The following is a 20,436-nucleotide window of genomic DNA, read 5'->3' as shown; positions in this document are numbered from 1 at the left end:
ATGTCTAACACAATGAATAATGCAGTTATTGTTGATTGTATTCGTACACCAATGGGCCGTTCTAAAGCGGGCGTGTTCAGACACCGCCGCGCAGAAGACTTAAGCGCTCATTTGATGAAAGGTTTGCTCGAACGTAACCCTCAAGTTGACCCAGCCAGTATTGATGACATTTACTGGGGCTGTGTTCAACAAACGCTAGAACAAGGTTTTAACGTAGCGCGTAATGCATCACTACTTGCGGGCATTCCACACTCGGTACCTGCGGTAACTGTAAACCGTCTGTGTGGTTCCTCAATGCAAGCTTTACATGATGCAGCACGTGCGATTATGACCGGTGCCGGTGACACCTACCTTATTGGTGGTGTTGAGCATATGGGTCACGTACCGATGACGCATGGTGTGGATTTCCACCCAGGCCTATCGACTTCAGTTGCACAAGCAGCCGGGTCAATGGGCTTAACAGCGGAATACCTTGCGACTCTCCACGGCATCAGTCGTGAACAGCAAGATGCATTTGCAGTTCGTTCACATCAACGTGCTCACGCAGCGACGATTGAAGGCCGCTTCCGTCCAGAAATTTTAGCAACTGAAGGTCATGACGACGACGGCGTGCTTACTCTTGTGGAAGACGATGAAGTCATTCGTCCAGAAACAACGATGGAAGGTTTAGCGCAGCTTCGTCCAGTGTTTAATCCGGCGACAGGTACTGTTACTGCTGGTACGTCTTCAGCGTTGTCAGACGGCGCTTCTGCGATGTTAGTCATGAGCGAAAGTAAAGCGAAAGAACTCGGTTTACCTATCCGTGCGCGTATTAAATCCATGGCGGTTGCTGGTTGCGATCCATCTATCATGGGCTATGGTCCAGTACCCGCGACAAAGAAAGCATTGCAAGCGGCTGGTATTACGATTGATGATATTGATGTTGCGGAATTAAACGAAGCGTTTGCGGCTCAATCACTACCTGTACTTAAAGATCTTGGTTTGTTAGACGTAGCAGACGAGAAAGTAAACTTAAACGGTGGTGCGATTGCATTGGGTCATCCGCTGGGCTGTTCAGGCTCTCGTATCAGTACAACGCTTATCCACCTAATGGAAGCGAAAAACGCGAAATACGGTTTGGCCACGATGTGCATCGGACTAGGTCAAGGTATCGCGACAATCTTCGAGCGCGTTGAATAACCAACAACGCACTCTCAATTCAACTTGGTGACCAAGGGCAAAGTACATTTTCGTGCTTTGCCTTTTTTCTTGGCCGGAAGCAAAACCCGCGCTTAGGTTTATTTGTCGCCGAATGCGCGATAAAATAACAACTTCGTCAAAATTAGTAAGCCGAGTCAAGTTATGTCTTTTGAAAATCCCGACCACACATTAGATGCCATTGGTCTTCGCTGCCCAGAACCCGTCATGATGATCCGTGGTGCAGTAAGAAAAATGCAAGATGGCGAAACCTTACTGGTGTTGGCGGACGACCCTTCGACGACTCGTGACATTCCAAGTTTTTGTGAATTTATGGACCATACGTTAGTAGCTAAAGACGTAGCGCAAGTGCCTTATCGTTACTTGCTAAAAAAGGGACTCTAAAGAGAAGCTGTGGTCATCGTGAACAGAAAAACAACCTGTTCACTCCGTCTCAACCATAATTAGTTTAATAACAAGACAAATGAAAGGTCGGTTAATTGGTGAGTTTGCCATGAGTCGTTTTCCAGAACTTATCATCATGACATGACATGACATGACATGAATAAATTGCCTCCATCCATCTGCTCTCAATATAAATAAACGGTTATTTTTCTTGGGTTCTGCTGATATTCTAGCGACATCGCTCCTCCAATAAATAGCCGTTATTTCTCTTCGTTTTTTGTAATTTGACAGCTAAAGAATCGAGAGAAACGACGAACAGATACTTGGTTTAAATAGACTACTTTTTGGCTTGAACCTTTTACGCATATAAAAAGTAAAAAGGACCTTTCGGCCCCTTTTACTTTTTATACGCGCTCTGTCTTTGCTCTAGTTTGGCAAAACAGACACCAAGGGTTGACTGGGAGTGCGGTAATCTAATTGAATAATAAAGACTCCCTTACGCGCTGGGGTAAAACTAAAATAGTTATACACGGTCTGACAATCAGCGACTTTCGGTTCGCCTAGAGCGAGCTTGCCATCAACCGCATAACCGCAGTTATAGCCTTCCGTCCAACTCGCATCAGCGATTTTAAATTCGTATACCTTACCTGGCGTTGTAAACTTCACGCGAACTTGGTAAACCCCTGCACTCGTTTCCCGCATTTGATAAACCGCTTCCGCATCCCACAACGTGAAATCGCCTCGGACAAACATCGGTCTATCAATACTTTTTACAACAGAATTTGTGGTATTGCCACCACGCACGCTGACATTTGACAGCTGCGCACTACAGGCACTTAGTAATAAGACTGTAAGTGCTAGAAAAATGTGTTTCATCATATTAAATCAAAGCCCCACTTTCGTGGGGCCTTTACTCTTAGTTTTGTAAAACAGAAATGTCCGCCGTATTCATAAAGAGTCGGCTTAGTTCAGACAGTAGCGCCAGTCGGTTATTTTTAACCGCTTCATCCTCGGCCATTACCATGACATTATCGAAGAAATTATCGACTGCTTCACGCAACGTAGCAAGACGTGTTAAAGCTTGCTGATAGTCACCCGCGGCATAAACAGGCCCAAGTTCCGCAGTCAATGCTGCAACCTGTGCTGCAAGTACTTTTTCAGCTTCATCTTGTAGAAGTGCACTGTTCACAGCTGCTTCCGTATTCACGTTATTCTTAGCAAGAATATTGTTCACGCGTTTGTTTGCTGCCGCTAAGCTTTCCGCTTCCGCTAATGTGCGGAAATGGCTTACTGCTTTCACGCGACGGTCAAAGTCAGCAGGTGAAGAAGGACGTCGAACAAGTACCGCTTGAATCACATCAACAGCAATGCCATCGTCTTGATACCACGCGCGGAAACGACCAAGCATAAATTCAAAAACGTCTTCTGCTACATTGCTATTTGACAATTTATCACCAAACAAACTTTGTGCTTTTGCGATAATCTTGAGCAAATCCAGTGGCAACGCTTTTTCCACCATAATACGTAGTGCACCGATCGCAGCACGGCGTAGCGCAAACGGATCTTTGTCACCTTTCGGTGCTTGACCAATGCCAAAGATACCGACCAGCGTATCAAACTTATCCGCAAGTGCCACGGCAAAACTGATTGGGTTGGTTGGCAATGCATCACCCGCAAAACGAGGCATGTATTGCTCATTTTGAGCGAGTGCGACTTCTTCAGCTTCACCGTCAATATGCGCATAGTGCATACCCATGACACCTTGTACATCCGTAAACTCCATGACCATATTGGTCATCAAGTCTGTTTTACAAAGTAAGCCTGCACGCTCTGCAAGTGCCTTATCTGCGCCCAATTGTTCAGCAATAAAACCGGCAAGCGCTGAAATGCGATCAGATTTGTCTTTTAATGTACCAAGTTGTTGTTGGAACAAGACCGTTTCCAGTGACGCGAGACGACTTTCTAACGTGTGTTTCTTATCTGTTTCGAAGAAAAACTTCGCATCAGCAAGGCGCGGACGTACCACTTTTTCATTGCCTGAAATCACCACTTGAGGGTCTTTACTTTCAATGTTTGAAACGAACAGGAACTTATTCAATAAGTTGCCTTGCTCATCAAGCAATGGGAAGTATTTCTGGTCGTCTTTCATTGTACAAATTAACGCTTCTGCGGGTACTTCAAGGAAAGACTCTTCAAACGACGCGGTAAGCGTTACTGGCCACTCAACAAGTGACGTCACTTCTTCAAGCAAATCTTCATCCATCGCAACGACTGCATTAACCGCTTTTGCCGCAACTTCAATTTGTTCGCGGATCATCGCTTTTCGCGCTTCATAATCCGCTATGACGTATGCACCTTTTAACGTGTCAAAAATCGCGTCTGCATGAGCAAGCGTTGTACGAGCAGGATGATGGAAACGGTGGCCTTGTAATTCATTGCCAATCGTTTTTCCAAGCACTTCACCTTGTACTACGTTACCACCAAACAATGCAGCGACTGTATGAACAGGTCGAATGAATTGCGTTCTGTACGCACCCCAACGCATCGGTTTTGGAATTGGTAATTTAGCCAATGCTTTGTTGATTGCGTCGCTTAGAAGTGTCGTCGTCTTTTGTCCTTCAACTTTCGCTCGGTGTAACAACCACTCGCCTTTATCGGTGGCAACACGTTCAGCTTGGTCAACCGTAATACCACAACCACGCGCCCAACCTTCAGCCGCTTTGGTTGCATTGCCATCTTCATCGAACGCAGCAGCAACCGCTGGACCACGCTTTTCGACAACTTTATCTTGCTGTTGAGTTTCAAGCGCAATTACTCGTAACCCTAAACGACGAGGAGAGGCATACCAAGACACTGATTCACAGGCAAGCTCAAGACTGGCCAATTCGTTTTTAAAATTCTCAGCAAACGCTTCGGCAAGTCCACGTAATGCCTTCGGTGGTAATTCTTCAGTACCGATTTCAATTGTTAAATTTTCAGTGGTCATGGTTAGTCCTTACACAGCGGGAAACCTAACGCTTCACGTGCCTCATAGTAGGCTTGCGCACACGCTTTTGAGAGCGCTCGTACACGAAGGATATAACGTTGGCGTTCAGTAACAGAGATAGCGTGACGCGCATCGAGTAAGTTAAACGCATGGGATGCTTTCATTACTTGCTCATATGCAGGTAGCGGTAGGCCTGCTTCGATCAGCTTTTGGCTTTCAAGCTCACACGTGTCGAATTGCTTAAACAATGCGTCGACGTTTGCGTGTTCGAAGTTGTAAGCCGACTGCTCTACCTCGTTTTGATGGAAAACGTCACCATAGGTCACTTTTCCGCGCGGACCATCTGTCCAAACTAAGTCGTAGATACTGTCTACGCCTTGTATATACATTGCCAGACGCTCAAGACCGTAAGTAATTTCACCGGTTACTGGAAAACATTCCAGTCCGCCGACTTGTTGGAAATAAGTGAACTGTGTCACTTCCATACCATTCAACCAAACTTCCCAACCAAGACCCCATGCACCTAATGTTGGAGATTCCCAGTTGTCTTCAACAAAACGAATTTCATTGGTAAGGATATCAATGCCCATGGCTTCCAAAGAACCTAAGTAAAGTTCTTGAATATTGTCTGGAGAAGGTTTCATAACTACTTGGAATTGGTAGTAATGCTGCAGACGATTTGGGTTTTCACCATAGCGTCCATCTGTTGGACGGCGGCATGGTTGAACGTATGCGCTTGACATAGGTTCTGGGCCAATCGACTTTAGAAATGTCATTGGATGGAATGTACCCGCACCCACTTCCATATCAAGTGGCTGGGCGATTACACAGCCTTGCTGTGCCCAATAGTCCTGTAAAGCCAGGATCAAACCTTGGAAGGTTTTAATATCGTATTTTTGCATAATGGCTTTTATTTGGTACAGAGTAATGCCTCATCTCTGACGCGATTAACACGTTGGATGAGAGCTGTTGTGATTGAAAATTACGCTCAGTATACCTTGTGCGCTAACAGGTTTTAAGCAATTTATCGGATGTTTAAATAAAAAAAGGAGGGGTTCCCCTCCTTATTTCATTGGACTTTGTGAGAGGCTCATAATTCGTGAAAATGACACCCTTATAGATTAAGGCGTTGACAAGAATTGTGAGAAACTATGAGTGTGCGTTTTCTCATAATCTTTGGAAGTATCAGGGTTGATTCTCATGATTCTTGCTATTCACCAAGTTCACCTGAGTTATACAGCTTTATTCACGATACTCTGTTTTGAGTCCAATTCAACTCTCTCTCGCGGCTTTTCAAATGCAAAATATCTCACTAGCACATTAATAAAGATCTTTGCCTTTCGTTTACTAAATGCACTCTTTCCATCAAATCTCTCAAATCCGCGCTCAATAAGCATTGCGAGGTAAGCAGTTATTATTTTCAGCTCAACATAAAATGCATAACTCATAAATGTAAATATCAGAAAAATAGTAGCCAGCTCTTTTCTAGTCGTATTATCGTAGAAACTAAAAACAGTTTCGATTGTCGCTCCCCCATTTATTGACAGTGCTACGGTGCTGGCACACAACATCAAAAACATTGCAAGTACTCGAGCTTTAGACTCATTAGCAAAAATGTGTTCCATTACTTTTCGAGCATTGATTTTATCTGAAGATGCATACTTTTCTCTTAAAGATAGTGACTTATCTATATCTTCGGCCAAAGATAAGTACTCTGACGGTTTGTATGGCAGATACCTACGGAGCCACATTTCTTCTAGTTTCCATAATTTTTCTTCATTCGTTTGAAGCTCCATCTGAGCTCGTCGTCGAGCAAAGTTATCTTTTTTTAACAATACTTTGAGCCAACAAAAAAACGCTAGAACACAAAAAAATAGAAAGCAAGCCATCTTCACTGCACTACTCACCTTCTCAATCTGTATGTATTTTTCTATTTGGATAAACCCTGCAAGCCAAAAAATTGAAGTAATAGACAGCAAACTTGAAACCATAACAGCCCAAAGGAGCAAGGACTTAGGAGAAAAGACACCTTCATAAGATTCAAAAACTCTGTAATATCTATTTATCGTTGTATGTACATTTCGCATTTATACCTCCATATTGCTTTGGATATTTGTTTGCGAATCATTAAAGCCACAATGAATGAACCAAAGGTAAATTACCTGCAATAACTTGCATATCCGGCAATATTAAATGAAGAAATGGAGTATCTATTTAGCATGTTTAAACGCAGACAGCTCCACCAAGGAATTTAGTAATGCCCAACATAAAGTCTGGGCATTACTATGACTGAGCCTTAAGCTGCTTCTTTGAATAACCGACTTAAGTTTGTTGACCAACTTTCGTTGTGAATGATCCGTTCTTCGTGAAGACTTTGGTCGAGTATATCTCTCTTGCTTAGCTGACTAATTTTTTGCCAATCTCCATTCAGAATGTATGTTGCATTATTCCTCACCATACTCTCTAAGACAAAAATACCATGCTGCTTAAATCCATATACGATATAGCCTTGGAAACCTCCATTTCCTATAGCTACAAAGTCCGGCGCATAACTCTCAATTGTGCTTAAACGATATTTACATACACTATCTTTTTTCTTTGATTTTCTGGTGGTTAATTTCTCAATGTCACGCTCTCCAAGCTGACTAAGCACAGTCCCTTGAGGGAGCAATTCCCAATTCACCTTATGCAAATTCATATATATAGGTAATTGATTGGCACTCATAAACTCAACCTCACCAAAAACCTCTAAAAATACATTAATAGCGGCTATTAGATCGCTTGGTTCGAAGGTGCTTAACAACGGGCTTCTTACAAAAGCTTGCTCACCTATAAACACAATCGACATTTCAATTGATGGAGCTGGCGTATACTCCCTAAACCACTTAAGCCTGTGTTGGTAAATAATTCCAGAATGCATATTGCCGTGCCAATCAGTTCTTTCCCAGTGGCGCTCAATAACATACGGAACTTTAGGAACACTTTTATTGGCTGGGCCATACTGACCCTCAGCGTTATACCGAGTTCTAGGACCGATCACTCGAGGCAGTAAGGTCAAACCACTTTTCAATTCTTTTGGAAATCCAACTTGATGAAGTCGTTCAATCTTATTTTCATCAAGTTTAAGCGACACGTATACATTTTCCTTGCCTTCCAAAATCGCACTAAATGCGCTTAAGGTTCTTATATATTTCATAATAACCTCCTACCCATTAGTATCAGGAACCAGCATAGGGAATACCCGCTTCCCATAATTTCTGGCATATTCAACTTGATTTGTTTTTGGATTCTTTCGGTAAGGTCGGAAAATCAGTTTCATGCCCTTAGGCACTTTAATTTTATTACTTTTTACTACTTTTTTGCTTTGTTTCTTATCGGCCATATTAAAAGGCTCCCATTTTAAGAAAAATAATTTGGGTTGCAGAAATCACAAAAAGTAGCTAGAATTTTGCTGCTAAACATTACATCTAAACTACTTTTAGATTGTTCTACTGAGCGTCGCTCCTTTTCGGGAGCTAGCTCAAACTCTTCAGAATTAAATCCCGTTGAATTCCCATTAATAGAATAAAAGCCTCTAAATACCAGTTAAAACACTGGTCTAGTACACGCGCTCGCTCACTGTTAACTATAACCTAACGACACGTTAAACTTTATCCATATAATCATGTTAGATCTAATAAACGATTCCGTCAAGTAACACCTAACAGAATTTGCTTTTTTGTATGTTCGTGTGTATACATACAGTATCGTTTGATTTATACATACAATAAAAACATTACAAGGTCTATTTAGTGGAGAATTACGCATGACTTTAGCAGAAAAGCTGACCGAATTAAGGGTCAATAAAAAGGCTTCCTTACAAGCTGTAGCTGATGCTGTTGGCGTTTCAAAGCCCCACATTTGGGAGCTAGAGAAAGGGAAGACTAAAAATCCATCACTGGAATTGCTCAAAAAACTTGCGCTATACTATCAAGTATCTCTCGATACTCTTGTCGGCTTAGAGGAAAATGATAACTCTGGAGCTCCACATTATGTTTCGAGAGCTTGACTTGGACGTAAACTCATTGACTAGCGAAGATAAGCGCACGATTACAAATGCTTTGGAAATGGCTAAAGCCCTGATTGAGCAGAGAAAAAACAAAGGATTATAATGTTAAAGATAGACCGTATTGCACTTGCAGATTGTTTCACACCTCATGAATTAGTAAACGAAATCTTCAAACAGTGCCAAGGTCTATCACTCCCAATACCTCTGTTAGAAATAGCAAAACAGTGTGGTATCGTTGGATTTATACCCTACCAACTAAAAGGAAAACCAGAAGGGGTTTTGTATGCTGATAACTTTAAGGATGAAGCTGTCATACTATATAGAACGCATACAAATAATTCAGGTAGAGAGCGCTATTCAATTGCACATGAACTAGGCCATCATTTACTTCCTCATCATACAATGACCAGAATTTATGGGCCTGAACATCAGTCCCTAGAGAATGAAGCATTTAAGTTCGCAAAGTTATTAATGCTCCCTAAACATTTACTACTCAAAGAATTATCAGATAAGACGCCAGACCTAAGATTGTTTAAAATTATCTCAGACAATGCTCAAATGAGCTTTTCTGCTACAGTAAATCGATGTTGTGACTTATTAAGTAATGCAGTCCCGATGATGATCATTCATTCAAAAGATAATGTATGTCGTTATGTGTGGTCTAACTGGTCAGCTAAGGAGTTTGAGTCCTATTTGCTCACAAGCAAAAAACAGACCCTTCCAAAGAAATATGCTTCTGGTCTATTATCGAATATGAGTAACTTTTTTACTGACATAAGCCATAGTAGCACAGCGGTGTGGTTTGATGATCACTCTAATAATTCACTAAGCCATGTATGGGAACAAACTTACTATCAAGAAAATGGATACATGTGCACAATGCTGACCCTTGTCAGCAACTCCGAAGTCGATCCCAAAGAAGGTTTACTCGTTAAATGACCTTATAGGATACTCAAGTTCTACACCTAACATTTAACCCCTATGCTACGCATGTATCCTCAGGCTGATACCTGTTCACTTTGATGAGCACACTAATGTATATTTCACCAAAAGCATCAAGCTTCTGTGAGGCTCTTTCATTGGGATATTCGCAATTTCAGCAACTCTTGCTTCAAGCTCCGATACCATACTTTTCATTTTCCTTTTTGATTCATTTCTACGAATATTTCGTGAAAGCCGAGCGCTATCAGTAAAATATTTTATGCCAATTTCTTGTCCAAATTCTTCACTTGATGATAGTGAATCTATCCAATTACTACCATAGAAAGGCATCGGTGTCGGGTCATTTTGGTCGTATGCAAGTGCCTTGAGTGGATATAGATCAATAATCTCAACAAACCGCTTGTCGCACGTTAAAAATGACGGAAAATAATAACGGGCTTCCGCACGCGGCCGAGTAGTCAAGTTCAATTCCATTTGTTTTATGTGCCACATATCCCAAGCCATCCCTCTGATAATGACAAAAAGGTCATCTCGTTTTTTTTGCACTTTTCCGAAAAATTTTAGACCTTGTCCCTTATCGAAATATGACCTCGCTATCGTTATTTCTCTAAAGCTTATAGTTGCAAGCTCAGAGTCACACATTCCAATTAACTTATATAACTTAGCCTCAGTTGTACTTTTGAGACTCAGATAATTGGATAGATATCATGGCAAGAAGATGCCAGTAACTAAAATTGAAGTTAAATTCTACTTGCTTAATTATGCCGGGCTGGCAAAGATCCTGATACAAGCTTGCTATAAGTTCTTGTGCACTTTTCATAAGCTCAGCATTACTAAGAGTTGATTGTACAATGCCAAGCTTCTCCAAAGCCTCGACATCTATTGTGCGAAGAACTTCATAGGCCTTTATTTTCTCAAAGATGCGCTCAGCTTTCTTTGGATCTAAAAGGTTTTCTAAATTTTCTAAAACATACGGCATAGGATCAACCTGTACATCCTTGCGCGAGATAAATTTAAATATTTCTTCAAAGTCACTAGGAAGCCTAGACTTATTACCTATTATATAAGGCTCTAAATAGCTAATCGCCTGGGTATCCATGGATATTGAGTAATCTATAGGGTACGTAGCTGACCCGCTTCTCATGTCATTAACAGTCTCTTGGTCAAGTACAAATACAGAATCTGTGCTGAAAAGACTTCTGACAACGGAACCATCTGAAAAATTATGATTTGTCGAAAACCCAGGCATTGCTCCATCTTCTGCGCCAAATACGATCTTGTAGCTACGTAAACTGTCGAAATGCAAGTTGAACAACATTAAAGACTCTTCCAATGAATTTGCCGTACAAATCTCATTCAGAATCAGCATCTTACTTTGATTCATTCCTTCTCCTTAAGTATCGAGCTGGTAACTACCAGATTAACAAGTGTAGACCTCTCAGCTACCTAATAACTATTGAAGCAAATTTAAGCAGTCCTTGCTATAGGTTGTTGATGACAGTTTTTTGGTTGAATTAGTTATAGCTCAGCCAACCACTCCAATGCTTCCACGTCCTCCCTTCGATATACCTTCTGCCTGAGCTTTACTGGCCAGTCTTTGTCTACGCTGTAGATCTCATAATCCATAAGGTTCTTTATGAGGTTACGTGAATTGACGCCAGTCGATTTAGATAGCTTTGATAGCAACACATATTCAATATGAAAAGCCATGAGGTGTTCATCTGTTATGTCGTAACCGTGGTCAGTTTCATCGCTATGCAACAAGCCATAATGTACTAATTCATAGGTAAACTGCTGATTGACCCCAAGTAGTTTGGCTACGCGCGGAACCGAGTAATGGTGGTCCGTTGGCAAGGTAGTATCGAGCCAATGAAGCAAGTCACTCTTTTTAATCGCTAATGACCTAACACTAGGTTTGGCACTGAACTGTTTTGCAATAAGCTCATTGGCTTCAACCGCCTTAAGCAACCTAGATAGCAAGTTTTCGCACTTGTGACCATACGCTCGCATGATGTCAGGTATACACAGGTAATCTGACTGAACGACAGCTGTGTGCCACAACACCGTTTCCATGTACGACTCAATTTCCATTTTTGAAAATTGCCATGTGCTACAATAATCCGCTTCAGGTGCCGAGAACTGCTTGAATGTACCCGCATCCCTTAACTGTTTAAATTGTGCTTTAGTCACACCAAGTAAGGTGGCAGCCTCAGTTGCATTCAACACATCTTTTAAGCGAATAACCTTTCTCTCGATATCCGGTTTATAAATCAGAATGGAGGTGTTACATGCCTTTTTCTCTACTTTGCCAGTAAGCATGCCATCAGCAACAGCTCGGCGCAAAGTTCGCTTTGAAAGACCATACATTCGACAAGCTTGTTGTAGCGGTACCCAAGGGTGAATTTGAATCGTTTTGCTAGCAAATAAGTTGTTTCGTTTTGACAGGGCTTTATGCCAGTGATTGTTGATGAACTGCTCAATAACTTCTTTGTATGGCTCAAAGCACGCATGAGTACACAAGTTATAAAAAGTTCTGTAGAACTTCGTAAACCTCGAACTTACTGTGCCTTCATCAAATATCTTTAAGGCATATAGATAGTTCCATAACCCCACATAGCCACCAAATAGTGAATGAGCTACCTCATGTAAGCATACTTTGGCTGAGTTTTTGTTACTTAGATATTTGTACACTTGCCTCAGACTACCGTCAGGTTGAGGCTGAAACCGGGCGAATAACTGCAAAACCTCTGAACGCTCCTCAAGAGTAAGCTCACTAAAGTCCGTCCATAGCAAAGGCATTGATGTACTAGGTAGAGGCTTACCCTCCAAAAAGCACTGCAGCGTAAGAACCTCTTCAGGACACTTCTGAGCTTGTGATGTGGCACGTCTCATGTCAAAACCACAACTGCGGCAATGGTGAAAAGACGTATGCGTAAGACTTAATGTTTTGCCACAATATTGGCAAGCATCAAGCAACCAGACCGCATGCTTGATACATGCTGCGGAGCATAGAAAGTGCCAGCCATTTTGCCACACCTCACCCTCTTGCAAGCACAATGGGCAATACTTCAATTGCTTGCTTAAGTGCTTAAAGTTCAGCTTTGACATTTCAACAAGCATGTTGTGGTGCGCTATGCTAAACTCAATCCACTTGTTTTCTTCGAGTATGGGCTGCAAGTTTTTGGCAAATGATGTGTTGCACCTGATTGAAACCACTAAATCTTTAGGGTCGACTACGTTGATATCGGCCAGGCGCTTAAAGTAACCAATGGCAGATTCATCATCTGCCAGGGGAATACAAATCGCGGGTCTGCTTATTCTGTTATCCATGCTCAGCTCATTACCCGACAAAAAACGGCATGTTTTGTTTGTCTAAGCGCTGTTCGATAAAGCTTTTATGAAAAGGGTTTTGGCTCTCTTTGCAATCGCGCCAAATATACTTTTGAAAAGCACCAGCGAGTACAGTGTTATCAATCCTTTCTCTATTCTGAGAATATAGTAACTCACTCGCACCAACCATTAGCTTTACAAGGTAATCTATTAGGCCATTGGTCGCGTAATAAAAGCGAACAATACTTTCATCACACAATTTTATTTTTTCAGGTAGCCCTATTTGTTCATCAAGTATTCGGATGACCGATGCAAACTTTATAGCCTCAGCCTTACTGTCAATAGTGAATGGTTCGAGACGCAAAGTTTGGCTAAAGCGCCGTCGTATTTGTTCATTCACTTTCAACACTTCCTCGGCCTTACCAAGCCCCATTAGTACGGTAGATACCTGCGCTGTATCAATAACACTTTTGAGCCAATCAGATACGCCTCTGAGTGTGATACCTCGTCCGTGCTCAACGAAGTGTTGTAGCTCATCAACAATGAGCATTTGTGTTTGCTTCATTTTCATCACTTCTGTGATCCGGTTAGTCTTTTGTATTGTGTTACCTGATTTAGTAAATGGGTCCTCCAATGCGGCCAAAAACGCTTCGGCAAAGTTCTTTATGTTCGGTTGCGGTGGTGTATTAACAACGATGATCGGGCTTTGATATTCATCTTCTTCAATACTGCCATACTTCTTTTTAAGCTGATTAATTAATGTCGTCTTTCCTGAGCCTGATGGCCCTGTATACAGCAGGTTTTGCGCAATTCCCGTTTCTCTATGCAATTCAAATGAGCTGGTGAGTTCCTTCATTACTTTCTCGTAATTGGGGTGTACGATCACCATTCCTCTGAGCCTTTTAACTACACCGATATGTTCTGCTCTATTCATCGTCAGCCCCTTCGACCTTAAACCGGTAAAGTGCACCATCATTAGTAAGAGAGTTGTTTTCTCCTGTACTAAAGCGCTTGCTCAATGGCTCTGAATGGCTTTTATCTTTAGAAATAGAATAACGAGCCGCTTTGACTCGCTTGCGGTAACTTTTACCCTTCACATCTTTAGTCACTTGCTCCATAAACTCGTGTTTATATTCAAGTAACTTTTGTTGGCTAAAATCTTTTATGCCCTTTGTCTTTTGCTCGGCAATAATTGCCTTATGCGTTCGTTTTGTTAGTCCGTCTGCATAATCTGATTTTGTACAACTAACTTTGAAAAAATACGGTGAACTCTCGGTTTCATTTAATACCCATATATGCCCCATGTTCATCGGATCAAAACGAACACTGATTGATTCAACACGATTTTTATGACGAAGTAATCCAAGTTCGGTACTGTTGTAAAGCAGGTTATTTATCTCAACACCTTTGTGACTGAGGGTGCGTGTAGCCTCCTTACACAGTGCGATATCAAACTGCTCTTTGCTTTCTGGCAATAGCGGTTCAACTACACCTAGCCCTTCTCGCCAAAGCCCTAACGGTGTTCTGTGTGTCGCTCTATGAACTCGATTCTGGTAAATATTGATGATCCACTCATGAATGCGGTTACTAATGTCATTAAGGGTGAATATCGCTTCCTCCATCGATTGATAGTCACCTCTGTCGTTGACATTCGAGCGTGTTGTACCGGGGAAGTTATGGCTCGTAGATAGATTCATTGTTTTTATAAAGCGCTCAACAGCGCCCTTGTAATGTGGCTGCTTTTTCGGACAAAACTGCAAATTAATCATTAGCTCTTTGCATACTCGCCTTAAGTTACTTGAATGAAACTCAAGACCGTTATCACATATCAAAGTGTGCGGCACTCCGAAGCTCTCCCAGCGCTCTTTTACTCTGCTCATCTCATTACAGTAATCTTTAGTGAACACCGCATTCTTCAGTGCATGCATCACAGATATTTCTGAGGGAGGCTCTAAGCTTACATAGAAACCTAAGATCATCTTTGAGAAATAATCCAACAACACCGTAAAGGTTGGCCGGCCAACAACTGTTTTGGCTTGCCCATCAACAGCAAAAACATCAAGTGGTGTGTGATCAACTTCAACTCGCTCTAAGATTCGCGTTACAACGGGTCCAGCCCCTGCAATCCTAAAATGTTTCTCTGCTGCGTATTTACCCTTTCGGGCAGCCATCTCATCAAACTTATCTAATGAATTAAACATGCGATAAAACTGAGACTCGGCTCGGTATGCATATCTCAACTTCGTAAAGTCCAGTCATTTTCATCTTGTTAAGCCGAATGAGAAAGGCATCGTATACCTCTGATTTTGGCTTGCTCTGACGGTTTAAATATATCTCTTCAACCACCTCATTAAATGCTTGTATGACATGCCGATTGAACTTTCGAGACGTTGTAGAGCCAGACTTCTTATTAACTAAACTCATTGGATCATGGCTTGAGCTTTCCCATTTACGCCACCATCTGTATACCGTGCTCGCCGAGGGTTTCGCCCCTTTCAGCTCAGAGTGAATACAATCGACAACATCTTCAATCCCTTTTGTTGTTGGCTTACTACCAAGCCAACGGACCACACTTTGTAAATACACAAGCCTGATATCAAGTTGCGCCTTTTGTTTATCAGTCAACGTTGATAGGTCTGCGGAAATTTTAGTGGTTTGTTTACGTTGCGAACCATGCAGAATGACACGCCTATTACTATGCATATCTCGCGACGCGCATTTAGATTCGATAAGTAGTGAGCTATCTTTAAGGGCAACCAAGTAGCATTTGTCATCAACGATTCTATCTATAAAATAATCTGCATTATCTAAGGTCAGATGCAAACCAGCATGTAAAGATACGGTTCTCATGGTGCCCCTCCTCATTGTATATACAATTACTTTCTAATGAGATCAGGCTTAATAAGTCTATTGTTATCAGGCCTTTTGCGATTGCTGAATATAACGTTTTCAAAGCAACACCCGCTGAGATAAGTGCGCCAAAGCTTGTCTCTCTTTCTTTGAAAGCAACTCTCAGTAACTCGATATCCTCTTTTTTAATATCAACTTGGTTGTAAGGATGGATAAGCGTGATGTTTTGCTGTAAGGCATCATTCGCAACGTGTGAGTCAGTGATAAAACAGAGTGTTTCATCTAGCTCCTCAAGTGCATCAGCTATGGCTAAGTACTTTGCTTTTATATGCTGACTTAATAGCTTCCTCTTTGGTTTCACTTCAACATAGATGCGCTGGCCACAACTAAAATTAACTTCAAAGTCAGGATAGTAACGCTTTTGCACACCATCGATTAAAAGGCTGAATAGTCTAGGCTGCTCTCGATACGACAGAACACTATCGCAGTACTCGAGTAGCCTAATGGCTTTAAGCTCAAGTTGTGACTCCCAAGAAATGGAAGCTTGGGTCTTTGCAGAGGGAAAGCGACCGACCACTCGCCCTTTTGAACGAGTAACAGGCTCTCTGACTTGCCCACTCGAAGCGACCAATGAAAAATTTTTTCCATTAGATTTTGGATCACGCACACTGGCGTAATCTACTGTTTTTACAGACATAGTAACCCCTTACCAAAATGGTAATGACTTAAATCATTGATTCTTCATGTAAGGGTTCAGTTGCGCGGTCAAATTAGAGATGTCATACTATTCTTGCTTAGGGAGATAGTTTAACTATTTCTCATTTGACGGGGCTTTCCAAACCCATTTGGTTTGCCCTGTTAAATCCTCTTCAATATTTTCATAATTGCCTTTGTTTTTAGTTTACTCGTTTATCTATATTACCAACAAATACCCAGTTTTTGAATTAATCTCTAAAAAAAGTTCATATATATCATGATCTTGAAGTGTATGAATTCATACAATGTCACCACTTGGCTGTGTGTTATTACTTCATTAAATTCCAGGCATAAAAAAGCCACCCTAATTAGGATGGCTTCTTAGTAACTTTCACGAATTGTGAGATTTTATTTCACGGCTATGAGACACATTTCCGTGAATTCTGAGATCCCACAGACTTTAAAACCTAAACGTCAAGGTTTACTACGCGTAGCGCATTCTGTTCGATGAACTCACGACGAGGTTCAACTTGGTCGCCCATTAATGTAGCAAATAACTGATCTGCACCAATCGCATCTTCAATCGTTACACGAAGCATACGACGCGCATTTGGATCCATGGTTGTTTCCCACAATTGGTCAGGGTTCATCTCACCGAGACCTTTATAACGTTGTATATACAAACCACGTTTAGATTCGTGCATTAACCATTCCAATGCTTCAACAAAGTTAGTCACTGGATTAAGCTTTTCACCACGTTGAATTTGACCATCATCTTTGATTAAACCTGCAATGTGTTTGCCTGTTTGAGCAATGCGATTGTAATCACGTGAGGTCATAAAGTCGTAGTTAAGCACATAGGCTTTATCTACACCGTGCTGGCGAATATTCACCACTGGGTAGAATAAGTTGCGCTCTTCGTCATGTTGAGTTGCCGCTGAGAAAATCGTCGCATCGACATCATTTTCAACCAAGTCGGCCACTAACGTATTGGTCCATGCTGTAACCACCGCTTCATCCGCCAACTGAGCTTCAGTTAACTCTGGCTGATAGATTAAGCGCGTCATCACATCCAATGGATACTTACGATTTAGACGCTCGATCACCTTAACAGTCGATTGGTAATCGCGAACTAGGTTTTCAAGTTTCGCACCTGAAATACCATCCGCACCCGCCGTTGGGATAATTTTTGCGTCTTGAAGTGCTAAGGTCGTCAAATATTCAGTCAATACTGAGTCATCTTTAATGTATTGCTCTTGCTTACCTTTCTTTACTTTATAAAGTGGAGGCTGTGCAATATAAACGTATCCACGTTCGATGATTTCAGGCATTTGACGGTAGAAGAAGGTCAACAGTAGCGTACGAATATGCGAGCCGTCGACGTCAGCATCCGTCATGATAATGATGCTGTGATAACGCAATTTACTCGGGTCATATTCATCACGACCAATCCCACAGCCCAGCGCAGTGATTAATGTCGCAACCTCTTGTGAAGACAACATTTTGTCAAATCGCGCCTTTTCTACGTTAAGGATTTTACCTTTTAGTGGCAGGATTGCTTGGTTCTTGCGGTTACGCCCTTGCTTTGCAGAGCCACCCGCAGAGTCACCTTCCACGATGTAGAGTTCAGATAATGCAGGGTCACGTTCTTGGCAATCGGCTAATTTACCTGGCAAACCACCTAAATCCATCACACCTTTACGACGTGTCATTTCACGCGCTTTACGCGCTGCTTCACGAGCACGGGCAGCATCGATAATCTTACCAACAACGATTTTTGAATCGCCTGGATTTTCTAGTAGATACTCGCTGAACTTTTCGCCCATCGCTTGCTCTACCGCAGATTTCACTTCACTTGAAACAAGTTTATCTTTGGTTTGTGATGAGAACTTAGGATCGGGTACTTTGACGCTCACAACAGCAGTTAAACCTTCACGAGCGTCGTCACCCGAAGTCGCAGTATTGTTTTTACCTTTCTTGTTGTAGCCTTCATTTTCCATGTAGTTGTTTAACGTACGCGTTAATGCAGCACGGAAACCAGCTAAGTGAGTCCCACCATCTCGTTGTGGAATGTTGTTGGTAAAACAGTAAATGTTTTCTTGGAAACCGTCGTTCCACTGAAGAGAGACTTCAACACTGATACCATCTTCACGTTCCATTGAAAAATGGAAAACGTTGTGGTGAACAGGTGTCTTTTTGCGGTTAAGGTACTCAACAAACGCTTTAATACCACCTTCGTATTTAAAGTGGTCTTGTTTGTTTTCTTCACGTTCATCCATTAAGAAAATCGAAACGCCTGAGTTTAAGAATGATAACTCACGTAGACGTTTTGCTAGGATGTCATAGTGGAAATTAATATCAGAAAACGTCTCTGCTGAAGGCCAAAAACGAAGTTCAGTACCAGTGCTATCGGCATCACCGATCACAGCAAGCGGCGCGTCCGGCACACCATGAGTGTATTTTTGTTGATGTAATTTACCCGCACGACGTACAGTCAGTAGAAGTTTCTCAGAAAGCGCATTTACTACCGATACACCAACACCGTGTAAACCACCTGATACTTTATAGGAGTTATCATCGAATTTACCACCGGCATGAAGTACCGTCATGATAACTTCGGCAGCTGAAACACCTTCTTCTGGGTGAATATCAGTAGGGATACCACGACCATTATCGCGAACAGACACAGAACCGTCAGAATGGATTGTGACAAAAATATCGTCACAATATCCTGCAAGTGCTTCGTCGATTGAGTTATCAACGACCTCAAACACCATGTGGTGTAAACCTGTACCATCGTCGGTGTCACCGATATACATGCCTGGACGCTTTCTTACAGCATCCAATCCCTTCAGTACCTTGATACTCGATGAATCGTAATTATTAGACATGGTTTCTTCCAATTATCTTGTTATTAGGTTGCCATGTTTCACGTGGAACATTTTCAGTTCACGTTCCATGGGTTCCACAACACGTGCAATACTTTGCTCATCAATGGCTGTTATAAATAGCTGAGACTGACAAAGCTGCAGTAGTCTTGCTACTAATTCTATTGTTTCTGAACTTAGTTCAGATGGTAAATCATCGATTAAAAGAATCGACTGCTTTTTGCTTTGCGACTCTATTAAGTCAGTTTGTGTTATTTTTAAAGCGTAAAGCAAAAGCTTAAGTTGACCGCGAGACAACACCTGTTCCACGCTCATTCCTTTGGTAAAAAAATTAAAGTCACTTTTGTGGGGGCCTTTACTTGTATAGCCAAGTTTAACATCCCGCTCAAAGTGGCTTTCAAGTTCGTTTTGGAGAGCTTCGCCCTTTTTCCAACCTGATTGAAAGCGAATTTCAAGCCCTTCACCAAAGGGTAAGTTGGCTATTATTTTACCAAAAAATACGTCATTAAACCTACTAATATACGCTTCTCTACAGCGATTTACGACCTCTGCCAGTCTAACAAATTCTTTATCCCAATACTTAATTTGTTCAGAATATTTCTGCGGTCGTGTTTTAAGTAACGCATTACGTTGTTTTAACACTTGGGAAAACTGTTGCCACGCTGACATGAATTCATGTTCCACGTGGAACACACCCAAGTCCAAAAAACGACGACGTTCTTTTGGGCCACCAAAAAACAAGCTATAGCTTTCTGGAGTAATAACTTGTACAGGCAACAACTGCGCAAGCTCTGACATACGTCGCGCGACTTTACCTTGGATTTTTATGATGCTCTCGCCTTGCTGGTTTTTACTGATACCAACAGGCACTAAAAGATGATGTAGAGATTTTTTACCATGCACAACGCATTGAGGCTGTTCATGACGAATGAGTAATTTTGAGTTAGTTGTTCGAAACGATTTACCATGCGACAAAAAATAGATTGCTTCCAGTAAACTCGATTTACCGCTTCCGTTGGCACCTAGGATCACATTAATGTGTTCACTAGGCTCCAAGGAAATCGCCTCAATGTTTCGAAATTGAGAAAGGCTGAGCTGACTAAGACTCATATTTA

The 20,436-nt window shown here is 41.8% G+C and carries 19 protein-coding genes; 4 read left to right on the top strand and 15 right to left on the bottom strand.

All coding sequences use genetic code 11. From position 1 onward, the window contains the following. The first annotated feature begins 12 nt into the window (after positions 1 to 12). Positions 13 to 1,179, top strand: a complete 1,167-nt coding sequence (fadA, locus tag J5O05_RS10195; RefSeq protein WP_208844510.1) for an acetyl-CoA C-acyltransferase FadA — start codon at positions 13 to 15, stop codon at positions 1,177 to 1,179. A gap of 162 nt (positions 1,180 to 1,341) precedes the next feature. Further along, positions 1,342 to 1,581 (top strand): sulfurtransferase TusA, encoded by a 240-nt coding sequence (gene tusA / locus J5O05_RS10190; protein ID WP_208841980.1) that lies wholly within the window; start codon positions 1,342 to 1,344, stop codon positions 1,579 to 1,581. Between the two features lie 426 nt (positions 1,582 to 2,007). Here the strand turns inward: tusA and J5O05_RS10185 are convergent, their stop codons facing one another. The 6 genes from J5O05_RS10185 to J5O05_RS10160 form a co-directional block, all read right to left on the bottom strand. After that, the gene (locus tag J5O05_RS10185; protein ID WP_208844509.1) at positions 2,008 to 2,457 is read right to left on the bottom strand and encodes an early set domain-containing protein; all 450 of its coding nucleotides are present in this window, start codon (positions 2,455 to 2,457) and stop codon (positions 2,008 to 2,010) included. Between the two features lie 40 nt (positions 2,458 to 2,497). Next, on the bottom strand, positions 2,498 to 4,567 hold the full coding sequence (glyS, locus tag J5O05_RS10180; protein ID WP_208841979.1) for a glycine--tRNA ligase subunit beta: 2,070 nt from the start codon (positions 4,565 to 4,567) through the stop codon (positions 2,498 to 2,500). 2 nt (positions 4,568 to 4,569) lie between these two features. Next, the gene (gene glyQ / locus J5O05_RS10175; RefSeq protein ID WP_208841978.1) at positions 4,570 to 5,469 is read right to left on the bottom strand and encodes a glycine--tRNA ligase subunit alpha; all 900 of its coding nucleotides are present in this window, start codon (positions 5,467 to 5,469) and stop codon (positions 4,570 to 4,572) included. A gap of 330 nt (positions 5,470 to 5,799) precedes the next feature. Then, on the bottom strand, positions 5,800 to 6,654 hold the full coding sequence (locus tag J5O05_RS10170) for a hypothetical protein (protein ID WP_208841977.1): 855 nt from the start codon (positions 6,652 to 6,654) through the stop codon (positions 5,800 to 5,802). A gap of 209 nt (positions 6,655 to 6,863) precedes the next feature. Next, entirely contained in the window at positions 6,864 to 7,763 is a 900-nt protein-coding gene (locus J5O05_RS10165; RefSeq protein WP_208841976.1) for a hypothetical protein, read from the bottom strand. 9 nt (positions 7,764 to 7,772) lie between these two features. After that, a complete protein-coding gene (locus J5O05_RS10160) occupies positions 7,773 to 7,949 on the bottom strand; it encodes a hypothetical protein (RefSeq protein ID WP_208841975.1) in 177 nt (58 codons plus the stop codon). Positions 7,950 to 8,372: 423 nt separating this feature from the next. On the opposite strand from J5O05_RS10160, the gene J5O05_RS10155 reads away from it, so the two are divergent. After that, complete coding sequence (locus tag J5O05_RS10155; protein ID WP_208841974.1) at positions 8,373 to 8,615, top strand: helix-turn-helix domain-containing protein; 243 nt, start codon at positions 8,373 to 8,375, stop codon at positions 8,613 to 8,615. A 102-nt stretch (positions 8,616 to 8,717) separates the two neighbouring features. Further along, positions 8,718 to 9,554 carry an ImmA/IrrE family metallo-endopeptidase gene (locus J5O05_RS10150; RefSeq protein WP_208841973.1) on the top strand — a complete coding sequence of 279 codons (837 nt, stop codon included), beginning with the start codon at positions 8,718 to 8,720 and terminating at the stop codon, positions 9,552 to 9,554. A 75-nt stretch (positions 9,555 to 9,629) separates the two neighbouring features. Here J5O05_RS10150 and J5O05_RS10145 read toward each other — a convergent pair whose 3' ends face one another. The 9 genes from J5O05_RS10145 to recF form a co-directional block, all read right to left on the bottom strand. Further along, entirely contained in the window at positions 9,630 to 10,103 is a 474-nt protein-coding gene (locus J5O05_RS10145; RefSeq protein ID WP_208841972.1) for a hypothetical protein, read from the bottom strand. A gap of 121 nt (positions 10,104 to 10,224) precedes the next feature. Beyond that, entirely contained in the window at positions 10,225 to 10,941 is a 717-nt protein-coding gene (locus tag J5O05_RS10140; RefSeq protein WP_208841971.1) for a hypothetical protein, read from the bottom strand. Positions 10,942 to 11,075: 134 nt separating this feature from the next. After that, positions 11,076 to 12,887 carry a TniQ family protein gene (locus J5O05_RS10135; protein ID WP_208841970.1) on the bottom strand — a complete coding sequence of 604 codons (1,812 nt, stop codon included), beginning with the start codon at positions 12,885 to 12,887 and terminating at the stop codon, positions 11,076 to 11,078. A 10-nt stretch (positions 12,888 to 12,897) separates the two neighbouring features. Then, the gene (locus J5O05_RS10130) at positions 12,898 to 13,821 is read right to left on the bottom strand and encodes a TniB family NTP-binding protein (RefSeq protein ID WP_208841969.1); all 924 of its coding nucleotides are present in this window, start codon (positions 13,819 to 13,821) and stop codon (positions 12,898 to 12,900) included. Beyond that, on the bottom strand, positions 13,814 to 15,088 hold the full coding sequence (locus J5O05_RS10125) for a Mu transposase C-terminal domain-containing protein (RefSeq protein ID WP_208841968.1): 1,275 nt from the start codon (positions 15,086 to 15,088) through the stop codon (positions 13,814 to 13,816). Before J5O05_RS10125 ends, J5O05_RS10130 begins: the two co-directional genes overlap by 8 nt. Continuing rightward, positions 15,081 to 15,737, bottom strand: coding sequence for a hypothetical protein (locus tag J5O05_RS10120; RefSeq protein WP_208841967.1), 657 nt, complete (start codon positions 15,735 to 15,737; stop codon positions 15,081 to 15,083). Before J5O05_RS10120 ends, J5O05_RS10125 begins: the two co-directional genes overlap by 8 nt. Then, complete coding sequence (locus tag J5O05_RS10115; RefSeq protein ID WP_208841966.1) at positions 15,691 to 16,434, bottom strand: TnsA endonuclease N-terminal domain-containing protein; 744 nt, start codon at positions 16,432 to 16,434, stop codon at positions 15,691 to 15,693. Before J5O05_RS10115 ends, J5O05_RS10120 begins: the two co-directional genes overlap by 47 nt. A gap of 466 nt (positions 16,435 to 16,900) precedes the next feature. Then, the gene (gene gyrB / locus J5O05_RS10110; RefSeq protein ID WP_208841965.1) at positions 16,901 to 19,324 is read right to left on the bottom strand and encodes a DNA topoisomerase (ATP-hydrolyzing) subunit B; all 2,424 of its coding nucleotides are present in this window, start codon (positions 19,322 to 19,324) and stop codon (positions 16,901 to 16,903) included. A 12-nt stretch (positions 19,325 to 19,336) separates the two neighbouring features. Continuing rightward, positions 19,337 to 20,431, bottom strand: coding sequence for a DNA replication/repair protein RecF (gene recF, locus J5O05_RS10105; RefSeq protein WP_208841964.1), 1,095 nt, complete (start codon positions 20,429 to 20,431; stop codon positions 19,337 to 19,339). Between the last annotated feature and the right edge of the window lie 5 nt (positions 20,432 to 20,436).

The organism is Pseudoalteromonas xiamenensis (assembly GCF_017638925.1).
Lineage (GTDB): Bacteria > Pseudomonadota > Gammaproteobacteria > Enterobacterales > Alteromonadaceae > Pseudoalteromonas > Pseudoalteromonas xiamenensis.
The sequence above is the reverse complement of the archived record's forward strand: the minus strand, read 5'-3'. Positions and strand labels throughout refer to the sequence as shown.